At 62.4% G+C, this 21,611-nt stretch carries 20 protein-coding genes; 10 read left to right on the top strand and 10 right to left on the bottom strand.

Annotated elements, in window-relative coordinates; translation table 11 throughout:
* The first annotated feature begins 204 nt into the window (after window positions 1-204).
* From argS to GTP23_RS17305, 7 genes are read left to right on the top strand one after another with little or no spacing between them, the layout of a single operon-like run.
* Window positions 205-1,914 (top strand): arginine--tRNA ligase, encoded by a 1,710-nt coding sequence (gene argS, locus GTP23_RS17335; protein WP_161036296.1) that lies wholly within the window; start codon window positions 205-207, stop codon window positions 1,912-1,914.
* Between the two features lie 21 nt (window positions 1,915-1,935).
* On the top strand, window positions 1,936-2,622 hold the full coding sequence (locus GTP23_RS17330; protein WP_161036295.1) for an SPOR domain-containing protein: 687 nt from the start codon (window positions 1,936-1,938) through the stop codon (window positions 2,620-2,622).
* A gap of 51 nt (window positions 2,623-2,673) precedes the next feature.
* Entirely contained in the window at window positions 2,674-3,345 is a 672-nt protein-coding gene (locus GTP23_RS17325) for a thiol:disulfide interchange protein DsbA/DsbL (protein ID WP_161036294.1), read from the top strand.
* A gap of 2 nt (window positions 3,346-3,347) precedes the next feature.
* A complete protein-coding gene (locus GTP23_RS17320) occupies window positions 3,348-4,142 on the top strand; it encodes an SDR family oxidoreductase (RefSeq protein ID WP_161036293.1) in 795 nt (264 codons plus the stop codon).
* The gene (locus GTP23_RS17315) at window positions 4,139-5,026 is read left to right on the top strand and encodes a biotin--[acetyl-CoA-carboxylase] ligase (RefSeq protein WP_161036292.1); all 888 of its coding nucleotides are present in this window, start codon (window positions 4,139-4,141) and stop codon (window positions 5,024-5,026) included. The genes GTP23_RS17320 and GTP23_RS17315 overlap by 4 nt, the downstream gene beginning before the upstream one ends.
* Window position 5,027: 1 nt before the next feature.
* Window positions 5,028-5,795, top strand: a complete 768-nt coding sequence (locus GTP23_RS17310) for a type III pantothenate kinase (protein WP_161036291.1) — start codon at window positions 5,028-5,030, stop codon at window positions 5,793-5,795.
* A gap of 24 nt (window positions 5,796-5,819) precedes the next feature.
* On the top strand, window positions 5,820-6,548 hold the full coding sequence (locus GTP23_RS17305) for an SPOR domain-containing protein (RefSeq protein ID WP_161036290.1): 729 nt from the start codon (window positions 5,820-5,822) through the stop codon (window positions 6,546-6,548).
* A 69-nt stretch (window positions 6,549-6,617) separates the two neighbouring features.
* Here the strand turns inward: GTP23_RS17305 and GTP23_RS17300 are convergent, their stop codons facing one another.
* From GTP23_RS17300 to GTP23_RS17270, 7 genes are all read right to left on the bottom strand, one after another.
* Window positions 6,618-7,739, bottom strand: coding sequence for a septal ring lytic transglycosylase RlpA family protein (locus tag GTP23_RS17300; protein WP_161036289.1), 1,122 nt, complete (start codon window positions 7,737-7,739; stop codon window positions 6,618-6,620).
* A gap of 10 nt (window positions 7,740-7,749) precedes the next feature.
* Window positions 7,750-9,810 (bottom strand): penicillin-binding protein 2, encoded by a 2,061-nt coding sequence (gene mrdA, locus GTP23_RS17295; RefSeq protein WP_161036288.1) that lies wholly within the window; start codon window positions 9,808-9,810, stop codon window positions 7,750-7,752.
* Window positions 9,811-9,832: 22 nt separating this feature from the next.
* Entirely contained in the window at window positions 9,833-10,945 is a 1,113-nt protein-coding gene (gene rodA, locus GTP23_RS17290) for a rod shape-determining protein RodA (protein ID WP_161036287.1), read from the bottom strand.
* Between the two features lie 8 nt (window positions 10,946-10,953).
* A complete protein-coding gene (mrdA, locus tag GTP23_RS17285) occupies window positions 10,954-12,936 on the bottom strand; it encodes a penicillin-binding protein 2 (protein WP_161036286.1) in 1,983 nt (660 codons plus the stop codon).
* A 15-nt stretch (window positions 12,937-12,951) separates the two neighbouring features.
* The gene (gene mreD, locus GTP23_RS17280) at window positions 12,952-13,464 is read right to left on the bottom strand and encodes a rod shape-determining protein MreD (RefSeq protein ID WP_155434210.1); all 513 of its coding nucleotides are present in this window, start codon (window positions 13,462-13,464) and stop codon (window positions 12,952-12,954) included.
* Window positions 13,461-14,669: a rod shape-determining protein MreC gene (mreC, locus tag GTP23_RS17275; RefSeq protein ID WP_161036285.1), complete on the bottom strand. Its 1,209-nt coding sequence runs from the start codon at window positions 14,667-14,669 to the stop codon at window positions 13,461-13,463. The genes mreD and mreC overlap by 4 nt, the downstream gene beginning before the upstream one ends.
* A gap of 91 nt (window positions 14,670-14,760) precedes the next feature.
* The gene (locus GTP23_RS17270) at window positions 14,761-15,804 is read right to left on the bottom strand and encodes a rod shape-determining protein (protein ID WP_072789105.1); all 1,044 of its coding nucleotides are present in this window, start codon (window positions 15,802-15,804) and stop codon (window positions 14,761-14,763) included.
* Between the two features lie 284 nt (window positions 15,805-16,088).
* Between GTP23_RS17270 and gatC the strand changes: the two genes are divergently transcribed.
* The 3 genes from gatC to gatB all read left to right on the top strand — a co-directional run bounded on the left by gatC (window position 16,089) and on the right by gatB (window position 19,458).
* Entirely contained in the window at window positions 16,089-16,391 is a 303-nt protein-coding gene (gene gatC, locus GTP23_RS17265; RefSeq protein WP_155436776.1) for an Asp-tRNA(Asn)/Glu-tRNA(Gln) amidotransferase subunit GatC, read from the top strand.
* Window positions 16,392-16,458: 67 nt separating this feature from the next.
* Window positions 16,459-17,943 (top strand): Asp-tRNA(Asn)/Glu-tRNA(Gln) amidotransferase subunit GatA, encoded by a 1,485-nt coding sequence (gene gatA / locus GTP23_RS17260; RefSeq protein WP_161036284.1) that lies wholly within the window; start codon window positions 16,459-16,461, stop codon window positions 17,941-17,943.
* Window positions 17,944-17,997: 54 nt separating this feature from the next.
* Window positions 17,998-19,458: an Asp-tRNA(Asn)/Glu-tRNA(Gln) amidotransferase subunit GatB gene (gene gatB / locus GTP23_RS17255; RefSeq protein ID WP_161036283.1), complete on the top strand. Its 1,461-nt coding sequence runs from the start codon at window positions 17,998-18,000 to the stop codon at window positions 19,456-19,458.
* A 72-nt stretch (window positions 19,459-19,530) separates the two neighbouring features.
* Here the strand turns inward: gatB and GTP23_RS17250 are convergent, their stop codons facing one another.
* Genes GTP23_RS17250 through GTP23_RS17240 form a run of 3 tightly spaced genes read right to left on the bottom strand, consistent with a single transcriptional unit; the run spans window position 19,531 to window position 21,572 of the window.
* Complete coding sequence (locus GTP23_RS17250) at window positions 19,531-20,229, bottom strand: hypothetical protein (protein WP_161036282.1); 699 nt, start codon at window positions 20,227-20,229, stop codon at window positions 19,531-19,533.
* A gap of 4 nt (window positions 20,230-20,233) precedes the next feature.
* Window positions 20,234-20,986 carry a MipA/OmpV family protein gene (locus GTP23_RS17245; RefSeq protein ID WP_161036281.1) on the bottom strand — a complete coding sequence of 251 codons (753 nt, stop codon included), beginning with the start codon at window positions 20,984-20,986 and terminating at the stop codon, window positions 20,234-20,236.
* Between the two features lie 7 nt (window positions 20,987-20,993).
* Window positions 20,994-21,572, bottom strand: coding sequence for a porin family protein (locus GTP23_RS17240; RefSeq protein ID WP_161036280.1), 579 nt, complete (start codon window positions 21,570-21,572; stop codon window positions 20,994-20,996).
* Window positions 21,573-21,611 lie beyond the last annotated feature (39 nt).

Genomic DNA, 21,611 nt, shown 5'->3' with positions numbered 1-21,611 from the left:
AGTATACAGTAGTGACTCTGCCGTGGCGATGCTGTTACGGCATGAAGGGCACGACGCCGTGCCGCCAGGCCGCGTCCGCTGCAATGACCGGCCGACAGCAAACCAGTATAATTACCGCTGTTTGGCCGGTGCCAGCGTACCGGCCGTTTTCGCTTCTGGATAGACCAACCCGACCTATTGCGCGGCTAGACCGCCCCATTGACCATGCTCGCCCAACAAAAACAAGATATCTCCGCCCTGTTCCAGTCCGCTCTGGCCCCTCTGCTGGCCGGCACCGAAGTGGTTGCCAATGTCGTACTGGAACGCCCGCGCGATCCTTCGCACGGCGACGTCGCCTGCAATATCGCCATGCAGCTGGCCAAACAGCTGAAAATGAACCCGCGCGAGCTGGCCACCAAGGTGGTGGATGCCCTGCTGGCCAATCCGGCTGCCCGGGGTCTGGTGGAATCGGCCGATATCGCCGGCCCCGGCTTCATCAACCTGCGCGTCAGCGCGGCAGCCAAGCAGGCCGTGGTCAAAGCCGTGCTGGCACAGGGCGCCGCTTTCGGCAGCGCCAGCGCCGGCGCCGGTAAGAAAGTCATCATCGAATTCGTTTCGGCCAACCCGACCGGCCCGCTGCACGTAGGCCATGGCCGTCAGGCCGCGCTGGGCGATGCGCTGTCCTCGCTGTTCCAGTCGCAGGGCTACGATGTCACCCGCGAGTTCTACTACAACGACGCCGGTGTACAGATCCAGACGCTGGCCAATTCGGTACAGGCACGTCTGCGCGGCTACAAACCGGGCGACGCGGCATGGCCGGAATCGGCCTACAACGGCGACTACATCGCCGATATCGCCGAAGATTTCAAACTCAAAAAAACCGTCTCCGCTTCCGATGGTGCACCTGCGACTGCCAGTGGTGACGTAGAAGATATCGAATCGATCCGCCAGTTCGCCGTCACCTATCTGCGTAACGAGCAGGATATCGACCTGCAGGCCTTCGGCGTGAAGTTCGATAACTACTACCTCGAATCCTCGCTGTACTCGGACGGCAAGGTCGATGCCGCCGTGGACATGCTCAACAAGTCCGGCAAGACCTACGAAGAAGAAGGCGCGCTGTGGCTGAAAACCGAAGACTACGGCGACGACAAGAACCGCGTGATGCGCAAGAAGGATGGCACCTACACCTACTTCGTGCCGGACGTGGCCTACCACATCGTCAAATTCCAGCGCGGCTTTACCCAGGCCATCAACGTGCAGGGCTCCGACCACCACGGCACCATCGCCCGTGTACGCGCCGGCCTGCAGGCTGTCAACGTGGGCATACCGCAAGGCTTCCCTGACTACGTGCTGCACAAGATGGTCACCGTGATGAAGGGCGGCGAGGAAGTCAAGATTTCCAAACGTGCCGGTTCCTACGTCACCGTGCGCGACCTGATCGAATGGTCGGGTGGCGGCGATATCGAAAAAGGCCGCGATGCGGTGCGCTTCTTCCTGATCTCGCGTAAAGCCGATACCGAGTTCGTGTTCGACGTCGATGTGGCGCTGAAAACTTCGGACGAAAATCCGGTCTATTACGTGCAGTACGCCCACGCCCGTATCTGCCGCATGCTGGAACAGTGGACCGGCAACGAAGCGGAGCTGGCCAATGTCGACCTGTCGCCGCTGACGGCACCGACCGAAGCCGCCCTGCTGGCGACTCTGGCCGCCTATCCGGAAACGCTGGCGCGTGCCCAGGCCGAACTGGGTCCGCACCAGATCGCCTTCTACCTGCGCGATCTGGCCGCCAATCTGCACAGCTTCTACTTCGCCGAGCGCGTGCTGGTGGAAGACGAAGCGCTGAAAGCGGCCCGTATCGCGCTGATGGTGGCCACCCGTCAGGTGCTGCGCAATGGTCTGGCACTGATCGGTGTTTCGGCACCGAACAAGATGTAATTACCGAGGATGTCCCGCACCATGACTTTCCGCTCCCGTCTTCCTGCCCTCTCGCGTCAGCGCGGCAATACCATTATCGGCATCGTCATCGGGCTGGTGATCGGCCTGTCGATCGCCGTGGTGGTGGCACTCGTTATCAACAAGGGTGCTACCCCGTTCACCGACAAGGGCCGCAGCAGCAAGACGGCGGAACCGACGGCGGGACAGACGGCCGATCCGAACAAGCCTATGTATGGCAACAAGGATGCGGCCCGTGAAGCAGCGCGCGACTTCTCCAAAGACGCGCCGAAAGCACCGGCTGCCGATCCGCTGCAGTCAGTCGTCGACAAGATCCAGGGCGCGGTGACACCGGCTGCCCCGGCACCCGCACAGGCACCTGTGGTCGACAAGAGCAAGCCGGCTACCACGCCAGCTGCCACCAATGTCGCCCCCGTGCCAGCGGCCAAAGTGGCAGCCGACAGCGGCGATGAAAAATACATCTACTATCTGCAGATCGGCGCCTTCCGCGAAGTCAGCGATGCCGAGAGCGCGCGCGCCAAGCTGGCCCTGCTGGGCTTCGAAGCCAATGTGTCGGACCGTGCGACCGACAACGGCGTGCTGCACCGCGTACGCATGGGCCCCTTCAATCAGGTGGAAGCCATGAACAAGGTGCGCAGCAAGCTGTCGGAAAATGGCATCGATGTGGCCGTGGTGCGCAACCAGAAATAAGACCGTATCCATCAGTCGGAATTCAACCTATCGTGTATCAGGAGTAGTTCTATGCGTTTCATGAAATGGCTGGCAGGGGCTTTGATGCTGGGAGTGGTGGCCATGGCGAGTGCCTCGCCGGCCGATCCGAAGAACGGCGTGGAATACCGCACACTGGCGCAGCAGCAGCCAGTCGAAGCGGGTAAGAAAATCGAAGTGCTGGAATTCTTCGATTACGCCTGCCCGCATTGCCATGCTTTCGATCCAGACCTGACGGCATGGGCGAAAAAACAGGGCGACAACATCGTCTTCAAGCGCATGCACATTTCCCGTCAGGGCAACGATCTGCCACAGCAGAAAATGTACTTCACCCTGATCGCCATGGGCCTGATGAACGACGCCATGCACAGCAAGATCTTCCAGGAGATGCACGTCAACCATAACCGCATGAACCGCGACGAGATGGTGTTCGACTTCATCGCCAAGCAGGGCATCGACAAGCAGAAGTTCATCGATACCTATCGCGGCTTCGGCGTGGCCGGCAGCGTGCGCCGTGCCGGCTCCATGATGGATGCCTACACGGTGGACTCGTGGCCGCTGATCGCCATCGACGGCAAGTACATCACCTCCCCCACCATGGCGAACGAAGGCAGCAAGAGCGCTAGCTCGGAAGCCCAGCTGCACGCACAGGCGCTGCAGGTGATGGATATCCTGGTCGCCAAGGCCAAAGCGGAAAAGAAATAAGCATGTCGATACGGGGCGCCGCGCCTGACCGGGTTTTCATCACCGGCGCTTCCAGCGGCATAGGCGCGGCACTGGCTGCCGAATATGCCGCACAGGGCGCTACTTTGGGCCTGCTGGCGCGCCGCAGCGCTGTGCTGGACCAGCTGATCGCCAGCCTGCCCCACCCCGAACGGCACCGCGCCTATGCGGTCGATGTGCGCGACCATGCGGCCATTGCAGCGGCTGCGCAGGACTTCCTGGCCCATGCAGGCGGCATCGACGTGGTGGTAGCGAATGCCGGCATCTCGGTCGGCACGCTGACTGAATTTTCCGAAGACATTCCCGTATTCGAAGCCGTGATTGCCACCAATGTGGTGGCCACGGCCGCCACCTTCGCGCCCTTCATTCCGGCCATGAAAGCACAGGGCACAGCGGCACGGCTGGTCGGTATCGGCAGTGTGGCCGGCATCCGTGGCCTGCCCGGTGCAGAAGCGTATAGCGCTTCCAAAGCGGCCGTGATCAGCTACTGCGAATCGTTGCGGCTGGAACTCAAGCGGCACGACATCCGCGTGGTCACCATCTGCCCCGGCTACATCGATACGCCGATGACGCAGATTAATCCCTACCCCATGCCCTTCCTGATGCCGGTGCAGCAGTTTGCCCGCAAGGCTGTGCAGACCATCGCGCGCGGCAGCAGCTACCGGGTGATCCCGTGGCAGATGGGCATCGTCGCCAAGCTGCTGCGCCTGCTGCCCAACTGGCTGTACGATCTGGCCTTCGGCAACGCACCGCACAAACCGCGCAAAGGTGAGGCATGACGCAGCCACATACTCCACCGGCAGCGCAGCTAACAACGACGGCCGCCGCACTCGGACAGCAGGACGCCACAGCCATCAGCGCCGCCTGCGCCAGCAGTGCCAGCCACGTCGCCATCGAAATCGTCGGGCAGACCGGCTCCACCAATGCCGATCTGCTGGCCCGCATCGACACGCTGGCCGGCCCTACCCTGCTGATCGCCCACCAGCAGACTGCAGGACGGGGCCGTGCCGGCCGTAGCTGGCTGTCCGCACCGGGTGCGGCGCTGATGTTCTCGCTGGCCTGGCGCTTCAAGGGGCCGCTGCACCGCATGTCCGGCCTGCCCATGGCCGTTGGCGTGGCGCTGGCCGAAACCCTGGGCAGTCTGGGCGTACCAGTCCAGATCAAATGGCCCAACGACCTGCTGCGCGACGGCGCCAAGCTGGCCGGCATACTGGTGGAAAGCCAGACTGCCAAACGCGATACGGACGGCGCCATCTGGGCCGTGATCGGCGTGGGCCTGAATCTGCTGATGCCGGACCAGCTGGAAGCACAGATAGGCCGCAGCGTGGCCGCAGCGCCGTGGCTGGCGCAGATGCCGCGCCAGCAGCTGGTGGCCGCCCTGCTTAGCCGGCTGGCCGCCGTGCTGGCCGAATTCGACGACACCGGCTTCGCTCCGTTCAGCGAACGCTGGAACGCCCTGCATGCATGGCACGGGCGTGAAGTCGTCATCCTCGACCATGATCAGGTGCTGCAGCAGGGCCGCGCAGCCGGCGTGGACGCCATCGGCAGGCTGCTGCTCGATACGCCGGCGGGCCGGGTCGAAGTGCTATCGGGCGACGTCTCGCTGCGCCTGAACCCCGCATCAGCCGGCGCGGCAGCGCCCAATCCAACCCTTCCGGACTAATATGATTCTACTGATAGACGCAGGTAACACGCGGGTCAAATGGGCGCTGGTGGAAAACGGCGCCACACTGGGCGCATGGTATGCCCATGGTGCCGTCAGCCATGCCGACCTGCCGCAACTGGAACTGCATCTGCACGATGCCGTGGCCGAACACGGTGTCGACCGCATCATCATCGCCAACGTGGCCGGCAACGCGCTGCGCGTGCAGCTGGAATACGTGCTGCAGCGTACCTTCCCCGCCATGCTGCTGCCCGAGCAGACCATCAGCTGGTTTGCCTCGGTGGCCGAACTGGCGGGCCTGCAGAACGGCTACCGCAACCCCGCCCAGCTGGGCTGCGACCGCTTTGCTGCCGCCATTGCCGGCCATGTGCTGGCGCGCGGCCACGATGTCATCGTGGCCAACTGCGGTACGGCCACCACCATTGATGCCGTCACGGCCGACGGCCGTTTCCTCGGCGGGATGATCATGCCCGGTCTGGGCCTGATGGCCAGTTCGCTGGCGCGCAACACGGCGCAGTTGCCGCAGATCGCGCAAGACGGTAAGCTGCCGGATGGATTTGCCGACAACACGGACGATGCGATTCTGAGCGGCTGTCTGGCAGCGCAGAGCGGCGCCATCGAGCATGCCTTCCAGCGCCATCAGGCCAGCGTATGCCTGCTGTCGGGCGGCGCAGCCCAGTTCATCGCGCCCATGCTCACCGTGCCGTATCGCATGGTAGACAACATCGTCCTGATCGGCCTGCACGCTGCCAGCGGCAGCGCCACCTAGGCGGTAACACTCAAGGAAAGCGTCGTGCTGAAATTTATTTTCTGGTCGCTGTTAGCAGTAAATGCTGGGCTGTACGCCTATGGCAAAGGCTATCTGGGCCACTTCAGCGGCAACGAACGCGAGCCGCAGCGGCTTAGCAACCAGCTCAATGCCGACAAGCTGCTCATCATCTCGGAAGAAAAAGCCAATAGTGCCAGCAACACCAGTAGCGCCAGCAGCGCGAATGGCGCCAGTGCCGCTGCGACCGGCACCACCAGTGCTGGTGCTGCTGCCAAACCGGCGCCGGAAGTTCTGGCCTGTGTGGAGATTTCCAGCTTTGTGCTGGCCGATGCGCGCCGCTTTGAAACCGTGCTTGCGCCCCTCAAGCTGGGCGATCGCCAGTCGCGCCACAACCTGCCCGGCAGCGAAATATCCAGCTATGTGGTGTATATGCCGCCGCAGGGCAGCAAGGAAGGCGCAGAGAAAAAGGCTGCCGAATTGCGCGGGCTGGGCGTGCACAACTACTTCATCATGAGCGATAACACGCCTATGCGCTGGGCCATTTCGCTGGGCGTCTTCAAGACGGAAACAGCGGCACAGAACCAGCTGGCCGCGCTGATGAAACAGGGCGTACGCACAGCCAAGATCGCGCCGCGCATGAGCGGCAGCAAACTGCTGTCGTTCCAGTTCCGCGATGTCGATCCCGATCTGAAAATCCGCCTGGAACAGCTGCGTAGCAGCTTCCCCGGCACCGAAGCCCACAGCTGCAAATAAGCCGCGTGCCGCGCCGCCGGCGCGCACGAGCGGCCGCATGCGGGCCGGGCCTCATGCCCGGGCCTCGGCCTAGCGCTGGATGACGATAGGTTTCAGATTCAGCGTAGCAGGCAGGCCGCGCGCGGCCTGCAATGCGTCCTGACGGCTGGCGAACGGCCCCGTGTACAGGCGGTGCACCGCGCCATTCTTCACCACTTCCAGCCCGCTCAGGCCACTGCCATTGAGTTTGCTGCGTACCGCTTCGGCATTTTCCGCGCGGGCGTAAGCGCCCAGCTGCAGGTAGAAATTCGCCCTGGCAGGTGCCGCCTCGGCCTCGCCCGGCGCACGGTCATCGCGCATCAGCGCTTCGATTTCGCTGGCACTGGCGGGGGCTGATTCGCCCAGCGCCGTGGCGGCCGTCAGCAGCAGCGGCGGACCGGCATCGCCGCGTCCCAGCAGGCCGGCACCGGCGCTATTACGCGCCGATTGCGTGGCCAGACGCGGCGCCACCGTGCCCGATACGCCGCTGCGGGTAGCCAGCATGCGGTCCACTTCGTCCGGCAGTATGCGTTCGATCTGCAGTTCATGGCTGCCTTTGCCGAGCAGGCCCAGTTTCAAGGCTGCCGTGTAGGATACGTCGATGGCACGGTTGGCGTGGAACGGGCCACGGTCATTGATCCGCACGATGACCACTGCACCACTCACCATATTGGTCAGGCGGGCGTAGGACGGAATCGGCAGGACAGGGTGGGCCGCCGTCATCTTGTACATATCGTATAGCTCGCCGGACGAAGTACGCTGGCCGTGGAATTTTTTGCCATACCAGCTGCCCACGCCGATCTGGGTGTAGGGCCGGTTATCCGTAATCGGCGTATAGGTTTTGCCGAACACCGTGTAGGGCCGGTTGGAGAATGGCAGCAGCGGATCGTTGCGCACTTCGGCATCGGGCACGTTTTCCAGATCTGGCGGCGGTGCATCGCCGGGGCCATCATCCTGATAATAGCCGCCGCGGCCGGAGTTGGCAGGCGGCAGATCCGGCAGGCCGGTAGCGGGCTTGCCGGCAGCCGGTGCGCGCAGCACGGTCGCCGCTGGCGCCGTCGGGCGCGGCGTACGCGCGGTGTCGCTGACTACCGGCGCCGTAGTACATCCGGCCAGCGCCAGCATTGCCAGTGCGGCTAGCCATGTGAGGATACGACTCCGGTAATAACGCATGCCTGTCTCCTTACTGTTTTTTTCTAGCCGTTGCCGGCGCAGGTACGGCTGCAGGTGCAGCTGCGGGTGCGGCAGCCGGTGCAACACCCGTTGCAACTGCCTGCGCGTTCTGGCGTTCCTGTTCGGCCGCTGCGGCCTGCTGTTCCAGCAGCTCGCCTTCCACCGGCACCACGGCCACGGCATCTTCGCGCGCAACCCTGGTGCTGTCTTTTTCAGCCGGACGCTTGCCCAGCAAATAGTAATCGATGGCCTTGCGCGCAATCGGTGCCGCCTCCACCCCGCCTTTGCCGGCATTTTCCACCACCAGCGCCAGCGCAATGCGCGGCTTGTCGGCCGGTGCGAAGGCGGTGAACAGGGCATTATCGCGCAAACGTTCGGCCAGCTTGGCCGCATTGTATTTGTCGCCCGATTTAATCGTGATCACCTGCGCAGTGCCGGTCTTGCCGCCCACCGTGTAGGCAGCGCCACTGAAGGCACGGAAGCCGGTGCCGCCAGCTTCGCTGGTCACGCCCACCATGGCGTTCTTGATGAAATCGATATTCTCCTGTTTCAGAGGGATCCGGTAGCTCTCCCTGGGCACCGTCAGCTTGCGCGCGCGGCTGCCGCCATCTTCGAGAATTTTCACCAGATGAGGCTTCATCACCACGCCATTGTTGGACAGATTGGCGACAGCGTGGGCAATCTGCAGCGGTGTGTAAGCGTTGTAGCCAGAACCATTGCTGACCGAGATGGTATCGCCTCCCACCCACTTGCCGGCCGCGCCCTTGAAGCGCTTGCGCTTCCAATCCTGCGAGGGCAGCACGCCGGTCTTTTCGTTTTCCAGATCGATGCCGGTCAGCTGGCCGAAGCCGAACGGTTTCATGAAATCATGGATCATGTCTATGCCCATGTCATGTCCCAGCGCGTAGTAGTAGGTATTGCACGATACGATGATGGACTTGCGCATATCCACCCCGCCATGGCCACCCACCAGGTCGTCGTTGAACTTGTGGCCGCCCAGGTAGTAGAAGCCGGGATCGGGCGTGATCTGGCTTGGCGTGCGTTTGCCCAGCTCCAGCGCGGCCAGCGCCATGAAGGGCTTGAAGGTGGACCCGGGCGCATAGGTGCCGGACAGGGGACGGTTGACCATAGGCCGGTCCAGCGAATTATTCAGCTCATTCCAGCTGGCCGTGTCGATGCCATCGACGAACAGATTGGGGTCATAGCCGGGCCGCGACACATAGGCCAGAATATCGCCGGTCGAAGGTTCGATCGCCACCAGCGCACCGCGCCGTTCACCAAACGCTTCTTCCACCACTTTCTGCAGCTCGATGTCGATCGACAGGATCAGGTTATTGCCCGCTACGGCAGCCTTGCGCGACAGCGTGCGGATGGCGCGGCCACGCGAAGTAACTTCCACTTCCTCGTAGCCGGTAACGCCATGCAGCTGCTTTTCGTAGCTCTTTTCCAGCCCTTCCTTGCCGATGTAATCGGAGCCGTTATAGTTGGCGCCGTCGTCGCCCTCTTCCAGCGCTCTGGCTTCGGCGCGGTTAATGCGGCCGATATAGCCGATTACGTGGGATGCCGTTTCGCCGAGCGGATACTGGCGGAACAGCCGCGCCTGCACTTCCACCCCGGGGAAGCGGAAGCGCTGCGCAGTAAAGCGCGCCACTTCTTCGTCGGACAGGCGGTTGCGCAGCGGGACGCTTTCGAAATTCTTGGATTCTTCCAGCAGCTTGCGGAAGCGCTTGCGGTCTTTCAGCTCCACCAGCACCAGCTTGGACAGCTGGTCGATGACTTCATCGAGCGGTGCGGCCAGTTTGGACGGAGTGATCTCCAGCGTGAAGGCGGAATAATTCCGTGCCAGTACCACACCGTTACGGTCCAGTATCAGGCCGCGGCTAGGCACGATGGGCACCAGCGCGATGCGGTTTTCATCCGCCTTGGTGGCAAATTCGTCGTGCTTGATCACCTGCAGCCAGATGAAGCGCAGCAGCAGCAGGCCGAAACACAGCAGCACCAGTCCCACCAGCACCGTGATACGTGCACGGAACTGCGCAAGCTCGCGCTCGGTGTCCTTCATCTCTATCATGGCTGTGCGCTCCCGCCGCGCGTCAAGTCTGCACCAGCTTGCGGTGGCGCTGGATGCTCATCAGGATGCCGGCGCCCAGTCCCAGCGTCAGCAACGCGGTGCCGCCATAACTCATGAACGGCAGCGGCACGCCCACTACCGGCAGGATGCCGCTCACCATGCCCATGTTGACGAAGGCATAGGTGAAGTAAATCATGGTGACCGCACCGGCCAGCAAACGGGTGAAGAAGGTGGGCGCATTGCCGGCAATGACCAGCCCGCGGCCTATCAGCAGCAGGTAGAGCACCATCAGCACCAGATTGCCGGTCAGGCCGAATTCTTCCGAGAACACGGCAAAAATGAAGTCGGTGGTGCGCTCGGGGATGAACTCGAGGTGGGCCTGGGTGCCGTGGGTCCAGCCCTTGCCGGTGATGCCGCCCGAGCCTACCGCGATGGTGGACTGGATGATGTGGAAGCCCTTGCCCAGCGGGTCGGACGTAGGATCGATCAGCGTCATCACGCGCTCGCGCTGGTAATCATGCAGCACCGACCAGATCACGGGCAGGCTGGCGGCACCGGCCACCAGCAGCGCGATCAGCGCCTTCCACGCCAGACCGGCCAGGAAGATCACGGCGAAACCGCTGGCTACCACCAGCAGCGCAGTACCGAGATCGGGCTGTTTCACGATCAGGCCCACGGGGATCGCCAGCAGCACGGCGGCAATCGCGTAATGCACCCACTGCAGCTGGCCGGCACGCTGCTGGAAGAACCACGCCAGCATCAGCGGCATGGCGATCTTCATGAATTCGGATGGCTGGATATCCACCCCTACGTGCAGCCAGCGCCGCGCGCCGAGCTTGATGGTGCCGAACAGCGCCACGCCTACCAGCAACGCCACCGCCACCAGATAGGCCGGAACGGCGATGCGCATCATCATCTGCGGCGAAATGTTCGCCACCACCCACATCACCATGAAGGCGAGGAAGATGTTCCGCAGCTGGTCTTCCACCTTGCCGGGTATGCCGATGCCGGCCGAGTACAGCGTGACCAGTCCCACCGAAAGCAGGGCCGTAATGATCAGCGCCAGCGGTACATCGAATACCGTGAAATATGGTCGCAGGCGGCGCCACAGCGAGCGCCTTTCGTTGATATGCATGGTTTCCCTTATTCCTTGTTGCCGGGAGTTTCGGCGCCGGGACGTTTTTCGTCGCTCAGGCCTTGCTCGGCCTGCACGTCCTGCACGGACCGCAGTTCGGCGTCCTCGCGCGGTACGACAGTGGTTTCTTTTTCATGCGGGCGTTTGCCCAGCAGGTAGTAGTCGAGCGCCTTGCGCACGATGGGTGCTGCCACGCCGGCACCGAAGCCGCCGTTCTCCACCACCACGGCGATGGCGATGCGGGGATTATCGGCCGGTGCGAAAGCCGTATAGAGCGCATTGTCGCGCAGCCGTTCGGCGATCAGACTGGCGTTGTACTTCTCGTTTTTCTTAATTGCGATCAGCTGCGCCGTACCCGTCTTGCCGCCCGAGGTATAGCCGGCGCCGGCAAAGGCGCGCGCCGCCGTGCCGCTCAGGGTCACACCCACCATGGCGTTCTTGATGATGTCGATGTTTTCCTGCTTGAGCGGTATGCGGTAGCTTTCCTTGGGCACGGTCAGCTTGCGCGTGCGGGTGGCGCTGTCTTCGATGATCTTCACCAGGTGGGGCTTCATCACCACGCCGTTGTTGGCCAGATTGGCCACCGCGTGCGCCAGCTGCAGCGGCGTGTAGTTGTTATAGCCGTTGCCGATGGCGATGGATATCGTGTCGCCGCCCTGCCACTTCTGCGCTGCGGGATTCTTCTTGAAGCGGCTGGCCTTCCATTCCTTCGATGGCAGCACGCCCTGCTTTTCGTGTTCGAGGTCGATGCCGGTAATCTGGCCGAAACCGAAAGGCTTCATGAAATCGTGGATGGCGTCTATGCCCATCTCGTTGCCGAGGATGTAGAAATAGGTATCGCAGGATTCCACGATGGCCTTGTACATATCCACCGTGCCGTGGCCGCCCGGCTTATCGTCGCGGAATTTATGCCCGCCCAGCGTGAACGAACCGGGATCGTAGATGGTCTGGCCCGGCGTGCGCTTGTGCAGTTCGAGCGCGGCCAGTGCCATGAAGGGCTTGAAGGTGGAACCGGGCGGATAGGCGCCGGACAGGGGCCGGTTGACCATGGGCCGGTCTAGCGAGTTATTCAGCTCGTTCCAGCTCTGGCTATCGATGCCATCGACGAACAGATTGGGGTCGTAGCCGGGGCGCGAGACGTAGGCCAGAATGTCGCCCGTGGCCGGTTCGATCGCCACCAGCGCACCGCGCCATTCGCCGAAAGCTTCCTCGATCACTTTCTGCAGTTCGATGTCGATCGACAGAATCAGATTGCTGCCCGGCGTGGCGGGCGTGCGCGACAGGGTACGGATGGCACGGCCGCCGGCCGATTTTTCCACTTCTTCGTAGCCGGTAATCCCGTGCAGCTGCTTCTCGTAGCTCTTTTCCAGCCCTTCCTTGCCGATATGGTCGGTGCCGTTGTAGTTGGCCGCATCGTCCATCTGCGCGATCAGCTTGGCCTCGGACTGGTTGATGCGGCCGATGAAGCCGATCACGTGGGAAGCGATATCACCGAGCGGATACTGGCGGAACAGGCGCGCCTGTACTTCCACCCCGGGAAAGCGGAAGCGCTGCGCCGAAAAGCGCGCCACCTCTTCATCCGTCAGGCGGTTACGCAGCGGCACGCTCTCGAAGCCGCGCGATTCTTCCAGCAGCTTCTTGAAGTGCTTGCGATCCTTGGTTTCGATGGTGATCAGCTTGGACAGCTCATCGATGGTTTCGTCCAGCGTGGCATTCAGCTTGGATGGCGTGATCTCCAGCGTGAAGGCGGAGTAGTTCCGCGCCAGCACCACGCCGTTGCGGTCGAGGATCAGGCCGCGGTTAGGTTCGATCGGCACGATGGCGATGCGGTTCTCTTCCGCCTGCGCCACGTAGTCGCTGTGCTTGTAGACCTGCAGCCAGATGAAGCGCGCCAGCAGCAGGCCGAAACAGATGAACACCAGCCCGCCCAGCACCGTCAGGCGCAGGCGGAACTGGTAGAGTTCACGCTGATTATCCTTAAGCTCAGTCATACTGCCAGCGCGGGGTCAGATCGGACGGGTGTGGTCGCGGTCCACTGCCCGCCGCTGAGGCGCCAGCAATATCCAGGTCGCCAGTGGCCACAGCACCACCGATACGGCGCTTTCGACAAAATAGAACCAGCCGGGGAATTTGCCGGACACGATGAAGCGCACCAGCAGCTGGATGGACTGGGCCATCAGCAGCAGCGGGAACACATGCATGGCCTGAGTCACCAGCGGGAACCACAGCACGCGCCGGTGCAGCATGATGGCGAAATAGGACAACAGCGTGTAGGCCAGCGCATTCTCGCCCAGCAGGGTGGAATCATGCACGTCCATCAGCAGGCCGAGGCAGAACGCCGTACCGATGCCGACCCGGCGCGGCTGGTGTATGCCCCAGAACACCAGCACCAGCGCGACGAAGTCCGGCACGCCGATGAAGTTACCCCACGGGAGCAGGTTGAGTAAAAATGCGCAGAACAGGCTGAAGGCGATGAACATGGGGCTCACCGGCAGCAGGATGTAGTAAGGACGGTTCATCGCGCTATCTCCTTGGCTTTGGCGCGCTCAGGCCCTTCGGCCGGCCTGGCGGCAGGCGCCGTGGCCGCTGCCGGGCGGGCACCCGGCGGCGCGCCGGTCAGGGTGGCGGTGGAGGTGGCCGGCGTGGCCGTTTCCGTTACACCGGTAGGTGCCGGCGCCGGACGGGTGGCCGGCATTACCGGCATCAGGCCCGGTGCGCCATTGCCGTTGGCGGCAGGCGCCGTACCGGTGGCCGCAGGGGCTGCGCCCGCAGCTGTGGCGGCCGCCGTAGCAGCGGCATCGGCTTCCTTGGCCGGGTCTTTGATCGGCGCCATCTTGTTATTGTGCTTGCGCGGCTGGCGCAGTTCCTCGTCCGGCGGACGGGGTGGCATGTCCGGCACGGACAGCAGCACCAGCAGCTGGGCATTGTTGGAGATGCCGCCTAGCGGCTGGCAGATCACGCCGCCGAAGGAACCGGCCGCGCTGTTTTCTACCTGCGACACGCGCGCCACGGCCAGACCGGCCGGATACACGCCGTCCAGGCCGGAGGTGACGACGATGTCGCCTACCTGGATATCGGCATTCGGTGCCGTAAAGCGCAGCTCCAGCGTGCCGGCCTTGCCCCGGCCATAGGCCACGCTGCGCAAGCCATTGCGCAGCAACTGCACGGGAATCGCCTGCTCCTTGTCGGTCAGCAGGGTCACTTCGGAAGTAAACGGGAACACCCGCGTCACCTGCCCCACCACGCCCTGATTGTCGATCACGGGCAGGCCCAGAACCAGGCCTTGCTGGCTACCGCGGTCGAGGATGATTTTGCGGCTGTTGACGTCGCGCGCGTCGTACAGGATTTCTGCCAGCATGGATTTGATGGGCAGATGTTCGCGCGCATCGATCAGGCGGCGCAGCTGGTTGTTTTCAGCCACGCGCTGCTGCGCCTGCTGCAGCAGCAAGGCGCTGGCTATCTGCTGGCGTTTCAGCTCGCGCACCTGTTTTTCCAGTGCCGACAGGGACGAGAAATAATCGCCGACGCCATACAAGGCGTCGCGCGGCATCAGGGCCGCCATCTGCAGGGGATACAGAATGGTGCCGGCGACCTTGCGCACGGTTTGCAGGGTGCGCACACGTGAATCGGCCAGCAGCAGTGCAATCGAAATGCACGCAAACACCATCATCTTCACCCGGGCCGGAGCACCTTGCTTGAAAAGTGGCGGAGGACTGTATTCCATGACTTCCAGTAATCCGGCGCTCGCGCGCCTACGAGACTAACAACTCAGCACCAAAAACCGGGGCCGCTCTGTGCGGCCCCGTCTTATCGGATCATTCGTAGGAGAAGATCGAGCCCAGTTGGTCCATCCGCTCCAGCGCCATGCCGGAGCCGCGTACCACGCAGGTCAGCGGATCTTCCGCCACCAGCACCGGCAAGCCCGTTTCTTCCATCAGCAAGCGATCCAGATCACGCAGCAGTGCACCACCGCCGGTCAGCATCATGCCTTTTTCGGCAATGTCCGCGCCCAGTTCCGGCGGGGTCTGTTCCAGCGCATTCTTCACGGCCGAGACGATGTTGTTCAGCGGGTCGGTCAGTGCTTCCAGAATTTCGTTGGACGAAATCGTGAACGAACGGGGAATACCTTCCGACAGATTGCGGCCTTTGACTTCCATTTCCTTGACTTCGGAGCCAGGGAAGGCGGAACCGATGGCTTTCTTGATCGCTTCTGCAGTCTGTTCGCCGATCAGCATGCCGTAGTTACGGCGGATGTAGTTGACGATGGCTTCGTCGAACTTGTCACCACCCACGCGCACCGAGCCTTTGTAGACCATGCCGCCCAGCGAGATGATGCCCACTTCGGTGGTACCACCACCGATGTCGACCACCATCGAACCGGTCGCATCCGACACCGGCAGGCCGGCGCCGATGGCCGCTGCCATCGGTTCTTCGATCAGGTAAACCTGCGAGGCACCGGCACCGAGTGCCGATTCGCGGATCGCACGGCGTTCCACCTGGGTCGAGCCGCAAGGCACGCAGATGATGATGCGTGGCGATGGGCGGAAGAATTTGGAGTCGTGCACCATGCGGATGAACTGCTTGAGCATCTGTTCGGTGACGGTGAAGTCGGCGATCACGCCGTCTTTCATCGGGCGGATGGCCTCGATGTTGCCGGGCACTTTACCCAGCATCTGTTTTGCTTCTTTACCAACGGCCTGTATCGTCTTCTTGCCGTTGGGGCCGCCTTCCTGACGGATCGCGACGACCGAAGGTTCATCCAGGACGATGCCCTGGCCACGTACGTAAATCAAGGTGTTGGCCGTGCCCAAGTCAATGGCCAGATCGGAAGAAATATACCTGCGTAAAAAACCAAACATGTGTGTCCTGTGGCGCCCCTAATGTGCGCGTAATCCGTTAGAAAGAAATCCTGTCATGTAGCGGCGGCAGCAATGATTCAGCGCCGACAACGCATCAACCCGCCATTCTACCTTATAATTTGACTGCGATTTGCCGAATATCCACCCTAAAGTGTATCGGTGAAAGCCGCTGTTTGGGCGGCTGTTCCGTGCTTTTGTCCGTAATTTATCCACTTTCGGACTATCAGTCCGGGTTTTTATCATTAAAATAACACAACCTGCGCGGCTAGACCGCGCCATTTGCCATGTCTCTGACCTTATCCGACGTAACCCGCATTGCCAAACTGGCCCAGCTTGAGATGAACGAGGCGCAGTCCGCCACCGCGCTGGAACAGCTGAATGGCATCTTCGCGCTGGCCGAGCAGATGCAGGCGGTCGACACCGAAGGCGTCGCTCCGCTCAGCCACCCGCTGGCCGCGCACATGAATAACATCGCCCTGCGCCTGCGCGAAGACATCGCCAGCGAGCCGAATCGCCGCGACGACTATCAGGCCGTGGCGCCGAAGACCCAGGATGGCCTGTATCTGGTACCGAAAGTGATCGAGTAAAGCGCTGCGGCCACGCCGGCTGCCCGCTACGCTACGTTCCGTACACCGATCAAAGATAGAAATCGTCATGCATACCAAAACCGTTAAAGAGTTATCCGCTCTGCTGCAAAGCAAAGCCATCACCGCTACCGAACTGGCGACCCAGTTCCTGGACCGTATCGAACAGAGCGATCTGAACGCCTTCCTGCACGTGGACCGCGCGCTGACGCTGGCCCAGGCCGCCGAAGCCGATGCCCGCATCGCCAATGGCACAGCCACCCCGCTGACGGGCGTGCCTATCGCCCACAAGGATATTTTTGTCACGCGCGACTGGCGCTCCACGGCCGGCTCGAAAATGCTGGCCAACTATGTGAGCCCGTTCGACGCCACCGTGGTAGAGAAATTCCGCGCGGCCGGCATGGTCACGCTGGGCAAGCTCAATTGCGACGAATTCGCCATGGGCTCGGCCAATGAAAACTCGGCCTTCGGCGCCGTGAAAAACCCGTGGGACAAGCGCGCCGTTCCGGGCGGTTCGTCGGGTGGCTCGGCCGCTGCCGTGGCAGCCCGTCTGGCACCGGCCGTCACCGGCACCGATACCGGTGGTTCGATCCGCCAGCCGGCCGCTTTCTGCGGCATCACCGGCATCAAGCCGACCTACGGCCGCGTGTCGCGCTTCGGCATGATCGCGTTTGCTTCCTCGCTCGATCAGGGCGGCCCTATGGCCCAGACGGCGGAAGACTGCGCCCTGCTGCTGAACGCCATGGCCGGCTTCGACGAGCACGATTCGACCTCGCTGGCACCGGAACTGGGCGGCGTGGATGAAGACTTTACCCGTGAACTGGGCCAGCCGCTGACGGGCCTGCGCATCGGCGTACCGAAAGAATACTTCGGCGAAGGTCTGGCCGCCGACGTCGAGCAGGCCGTGCGCGCTGCACTGGCACAGTACGAAAAACTCGGCGCCACGCTGGTCGATATTTCGCTGCCGAATACGGCGCTGTCGATTCCGGCCTACTACATGATTGCACCGGCCGAAGCCTCGTCCAATCTGTCGCGTTTCGACGGTGTGCGCTACGGCCACCGCGCAGCCGACTACAAGGATCTGGCCGATATGTACCGCAAGACCCGCGCCGAAGGTTTCGGTGCCGAAGTCAAGCGCCGCATCATGGTCGGCACCTATGTGCTGTGCCACGGCTACTACGATGCCTACTACCTGAAGGCGCAGAAAATCCGCCGCCTGATCGCGCAGGATTTCGAAGCCGTGCTGAATGGCCCGGACGCCGTGTGCGACGTCATCATGGGACCAGTAGCACCGACCGTGGCCTGGGATCTGGGCGATAAATCGGATGATCCGGTGGCCGCCTATCTGGCCGACATCTTCACCCTGTCGACCAGCCTGGCCGGCCTGCCCGGCATGTCCATCCCTTGCGGTTTCGGTCAGGGCGAGAAGAACGCCAGCCGTCCCGTGGGTCTGCAGATCATCGGCAAACACTTCGGCGAAGCCAGGCTGCTCAACGTCGCCCACCAGTACCAGCTGGCGACCGACTGGCACATGCGCGCGCCGGCCGGCATCTGATCCGGCTGATACTGCGACATACACTACAGCGACACACAATACAGCGAGAAGAATATGGAATGGGAAGTCGTCATCGGTCTTGAGAACCACGTGCAGCTCACGACCGAATCTAAAATTTTCAGCGGTTCGCCGATCAAGTTCGGCGCCGAAGCCAACACCCAGGCTAGCCCGGTGGATCTGGCTCTGCCCGGCGTGCTGCCGGTGATGAACAAGCAGGCGGTGGATCGCGCGATCCGCTTCGGTCTGGCCGTGGGCGCCAAGGTGGCGCCGCAATCGGTATTCGCCCGTAAGAACTACTTCTACCCCGATCTGCCCAAAGGCTATCAGATCAGCCAGTTCGAAGACCCTGTGGTGATCGGCGGCGCGCTGACTTTCGGCTACGAAAAGGATGGCGAATTCGTCACCAAGACCGTCAACCTGACGCGCGCCCACCTCGAAGAAGACGCTGGCAAATCGCTGCACGAAGACTACGCCGGCATGAGCGGCATCGATCTGAATCGCGCCGGTACGCCGCTGCTGGAAATCGTGTCGGAACCGGAAATCCGCAGCGCGGCCGAAGCTGTGGCCTACGCCAAGGCACTGCACTCGCTGGTGATGTGGCTGGGCGTTTGCGACGGCAATATGCAGGAAGGCTCGTTCCGCTGCGACGTCAACGTTTCGGTACGCCCTAAAGGCCAGAAGGAATTCGGCACCCGCTGCGAGATCAAGAACCTGAACTCGTTCCGCTTCATCGAAGAAGCCGTGCACGTGGAAGTACGCCGCCAGATCGAACTGATCGAAGATGGCGGCAAGGTGGTGCAGGCTACCCGTCTGTACGATCCGGACCGCAAGGAAACCCGCGAAATGCGCAGCAAGGAAGACGCGCAGGATTACCGCTACTTCCCTGACCCTGATCTGCCACCACTGATCATCTCCGATGCGTGGATAGCACAGGTTAAAGCCTCGATGCCGGAACTGCCGGCCGCCATGCGTGCGCGCTTCATCAGCGAATACGCACTGCCGGAATACGATGCACTGATCCTGACCGCCTCCAAGGCCATGGCGACCTACTTCGTCGCCGTGGTGGAAAGCGCCGGCAAGGACAACGCCAAGGCTGCTGCCAACTGGCTGATGGGCGATGTGTCGTCCACCCTGAACCGCGAAGGCGTGGACATCGCCGACGCGCCAGTGTCGCCAGCCCAGCTGGCCCTGATGATCAAGCGTATCGCTGACGGCACCATCAACAACAAGACTGCCAAGGAACTGTTCGGCGATATGTGGGCGGCCAAGTCGGCCAACGACAATCTGGTCGATGAGCTGATCGAATCGAAAGGCCTGAAACAGATTTCCGATACGGGCGCGCTGGAAGCCATCGTCAACGAGGTGATTTCCAACAACGCCAAATCGGTCGAGCAGTACCGCGCCGGTAAGGAAGCGGCCATCAATGCGCTGATCGGTCAGGCCATGAAAGCTTCGCGCGGCAAGGCCAATCCGGCCCAGCTGACGGAACTGCTGAAAGCCAAGCTGGCCGGCTAAGCCGGCCAGCCGTGCCGGCGGCAAGTAAAAAGGGACGCTGCGGCGTCCCTTTTTTTCGTCCGGCCAGCTGCGCTACTCCAGCAGGGCTGCAATCGCCAGCGGCACGCTGCTGCTGACGATGCGGCCGTTTTCGGGATAGGCGGCAAAGCGGTAAGCCACCACGCGAAAGCCGCTCTGCACATCATCGGGAAACGCCGGGCCTTCGCGCACCACCAGCGCCGTACTGGCCCCGCCCGCCGTCTGGAATACCACTTCTGCCGCGTCGCTGCGCGGATAGCTGAACTGCACGCCTACGCAGGCCTTGCCTGCCGCAGCACCGGCATACTGCAGATAGGCCAGCATCTGCTCGCAGGCCGTGCGCAGATCCGCCGCCGCATACACGCCATCGGCACGGGTCACGATCGACACCCAGGCACCGCTGCGGAACTGGCTGGCGTTGCGGTTCAGGGTGAGTTCGGCATTGTCGTCATACGCCGCTTTGGAGAACGGGAATACGGCCCGGCCCAGCACATCGAGCGTCAGGCTTTGATGGATGTTCTTGCTGTTGAGGCTAAGGCGCAGGCCATCCGTGCTGGCGCCCTTTTCACGCGCACGGATACGGAAGTGATTCTGCAGGAACTGCTTGGGCTTGCCGTATTTTTCAAACCAGATCATCTGGCGATAGGCATCACGATAGGCGATCCAGTCCTGCGCTTCCTGGGCTTCCTGCGTTTTCTGCGCAGAAGCCCACAGCGGCCAGCACAGCAGAATAAAGATCAGGTAGCGGCGCATGGGCTCAGAACCGGTAAGCCAGACCGGTAGACCAGCTGATAAAACTGCGCCGTTCCACTACCGGGCTATCGGCCGCAGCCCTGCCCAGCCGGGTGCCACTGACGCCGCTGTGCAGCAGCCACTGGCGGCTCAGGGCCCAGTTCCAGTCCAGCCCCACGCTGACGGCGCTCAGGCCTGCGTCGGGCCGGTAGTCGCGCGCACCGCCGGCCGCTGCGCTGACCGAATACAGTTCGCGCATTACGGGTGCCGTGGCCCAGTATGCGCCTGCCGTCAGGGCCAGGCTGTGGTGCGGGTCCGGCAGGGCCAAGGCCTTCTGCAGGCCCGCATAGCCGCGCAGACCGTGTGCACTGGTGTCGTAAAACACGCTCGATAGCACGCGGGTCTGCTCACTCAGGTAGTAGTTGAAGAAAACGCCGCCATCGGCTTTACCGTCCACCGGCCGCGAGCCACGCAAACGCCAGCTGTCCGTGGGCTGGCGTGAATTACTGGCCGCCAGCAGCGGACCATATTCCAGCCCCGGTGCATCAGACAGGTGCAGACCCGCCACACCGCTGGCCGACAAAAACACGCCATTACTCCACTGCACCTGCAACAGCGGGCGCGGTTCCACACGGCGCTCCTCGCCGGCTGCCGCAGTGCGCGTCGCTAGCGCCATCCCCACATACATGTCCTTGCTCCCGTCGGGCATCATCGGCTCCGTCGCCTGCGCCGTAACACAGGCCAGTAGCAAAACACTTAGTAGGGACAGCTTGTTCATAATTTCCTTAAAAGTCCAGCTTCACGCCCAGCGCAATACGATCCATATTGGCGACCAGGCCATCGCGTTTCAGTTTATCCGTATGCTCGAGCTGCACATCCAGCGCCACGCCTTTTGCGACCTGATAGGCTGCCCCCACACTGAGGTAGGCGCCGGTGCGGCTGAATTTCTCTGCCGGCGGCGGATTCTTGCCGCTGATCTCGGCCTTCGCTTCACCGCGCGCTATCCCTATTTTGCCAAACAGCGTCCAGTCCTCATTCAAGGCCCAGTTGCCGCGCGCCGCCAGATAAGCAGCACTGGTATGCATCTTCATCTGGTAATTCTGCGGCAGGTTAAAGGTGGCAGCACCTGCTTCGCCACGATAGCCGGCTTCCACTGCCCAGTCTTTCGACAGTGCGTAGCCGGCATACAGTCCGTAAGGCAGCCCTTTTTTGGACTGACCCTGTTCCACCTTGGTGGCGCCATCCACGATCTGGATGTTGCCGCGCGTAGCGCTGCTCAGATTCGCGCCCAGATAGAAATCTTCTGCGTGGGCCAGCGCGCTGGCGGCAAGCATAGGCAAAGCGAGGCATACAAATTTTTTCATGTTCAGTTTCCGGTTTGGTGTAGGAGCTGCCATGGTAGG

This window comes from Duganella fentianensis, from assembly GCF_009857835.1.
Taxonomy (GTDB): domain Bacteria; phylum Pseudomonadota; class Gammaproteobacteria; order Burkholderiales; family Burkholderiaceae_D; genus Rugamonas; species Rugamonas fentianensis.
The sequence above is the reverse complement of the archived record's forward strand: the minus strand, read 5'-3'. Positions and strand labels throughout refer to the sequence as shown.

Bases quoted from the DNA above. Each gene is read 5' to 3' on its own strand.
- argS (WP_161036296.1), top strand. From the start codon at position 205: ATGCTCGCCCAACAAAAACAAGATATCTCCGCCCTGTTCCAGTCCGCT.
- GTP23_RS17330 (WP_161036295.1), top strand. From the start codon at position 1,936: ATGACTTTCCGCTCCCGTCTTCCTGCCCTCTCGCGTCAGCGCGGCAAT.
- GTP23_RS17325 (WP_161036294.1), top strand. From the start codon at position 2,674: ATGCGTTTCATGAAATGGCTGGCAGGGGCTTTGATGCTGGGAGTGGTG.
- GTP23_RS17320 (WP_161036293.1), top strand. From the start codon at position 3,348: ATGTCGATACGGGGCGCCGCGCCTGACCGGGTTTTCATCACCGGCGCT.
- GTP23_RS17315 (WP_161036292.1), top strand. From the start codon at position 4,139: ATGACGCAGCCACATACTCCACCGGCAGCGCAGCTAACAACGACGGCC.
- GTP23_RS17310 (WP_161036291.1), top strand. From the start codon at position 5,028: ATGATTCTACTGATAGACGCAGGTAACACGCGGGTCAAATGGGCGCTG.
- GTP23_RS17300 (WP_161036289.1), bottom strand. From the start codon at position 7,739: ATGCGTTATTACCGGAGTCGTATCCTCACATGGCTAGCCGCACTGGCA.
- mrdA (WP_161036288.1), bottom strand. From the start codon at position 9,810: ATGATAGAGATGAAGGACACCGAGCGCGAGCTTGCGCAGTTCCGTGCA.
- rodA (WP_161036287.1), bottom strand. From the start codon at position 10,945: ATGCATATCAACGAAAGGCGCTCGCTGTGGCGCCGCCTGCGACCATAT.
- mrdA (WP_161036286.1), bottom strand. From the start codon at position 12,936: ATGACTGAGCTTAAGGATAATCAGCGTGAACTCTACCAGTTCCGCCTG.
- mreD (WP_155434210.1), bottom strand. From the start codon at position 13,464: ATGAACCGTCCTTACTACATCCTGCTGCCGGTGAGCCCCATGTTCATC.
- mreC (WP_161036285.1), bottom strand. From the start codon at position 14,669: ATGGAATACAGTCCTCCGCCACTTTTCAAGCAAGGTGCTCCGGCCCGG.
- GTP23_RS17270 (WP_072789105.1), bottom strand. From the start codon at position 15,804: ATGTTTGGTTTTTTACGCAGGTATATTTCTTCCGATCTGGCCATTGAC.
- gatC (WP_155436776.1), top strand. From the start codon at position 16,089: ATGTCTCTGACCTTATCCGACGTAACCCGCATTGCCAAACTGGCCCAG.
- gatA (WP_161036284.1), top strand. From the start codon at position 16,459: ATGCATACCAAAACCGTTAAAGAGTTATCCGCTCTGCTGCAAAGCAAA.
- gatB (WP_161036283.1), top strand. From the start codon at position 17,998: ATGGAATGGGAAGTCGTCATCGGTCTTGAGAACCACGTGCAGCTCACG.
- GTP23_RS17250 (WP_161036282.1), bottom strand. From the start codon at position 20,229: ATGCGCCGCTACCTGATCTTTATTCTGCTGTGCTGGCCGCTGTGGGCT.
- GTP23_RS17245 (WP_161036281.1), bottom strand. From the start codon at position 20,986: ATGAACAAGCTGTCCCTACTAAGTGTTTTGCTACTGGCCTGTGTTACG.
- GTP23_RS17240 (WP_161036280.1), bottom strand. From the start codon at position 21,572: ATGAAAAAATTTGTATGCCTCGCTTTGCCTATGCTTGCCGCCAGCGCG.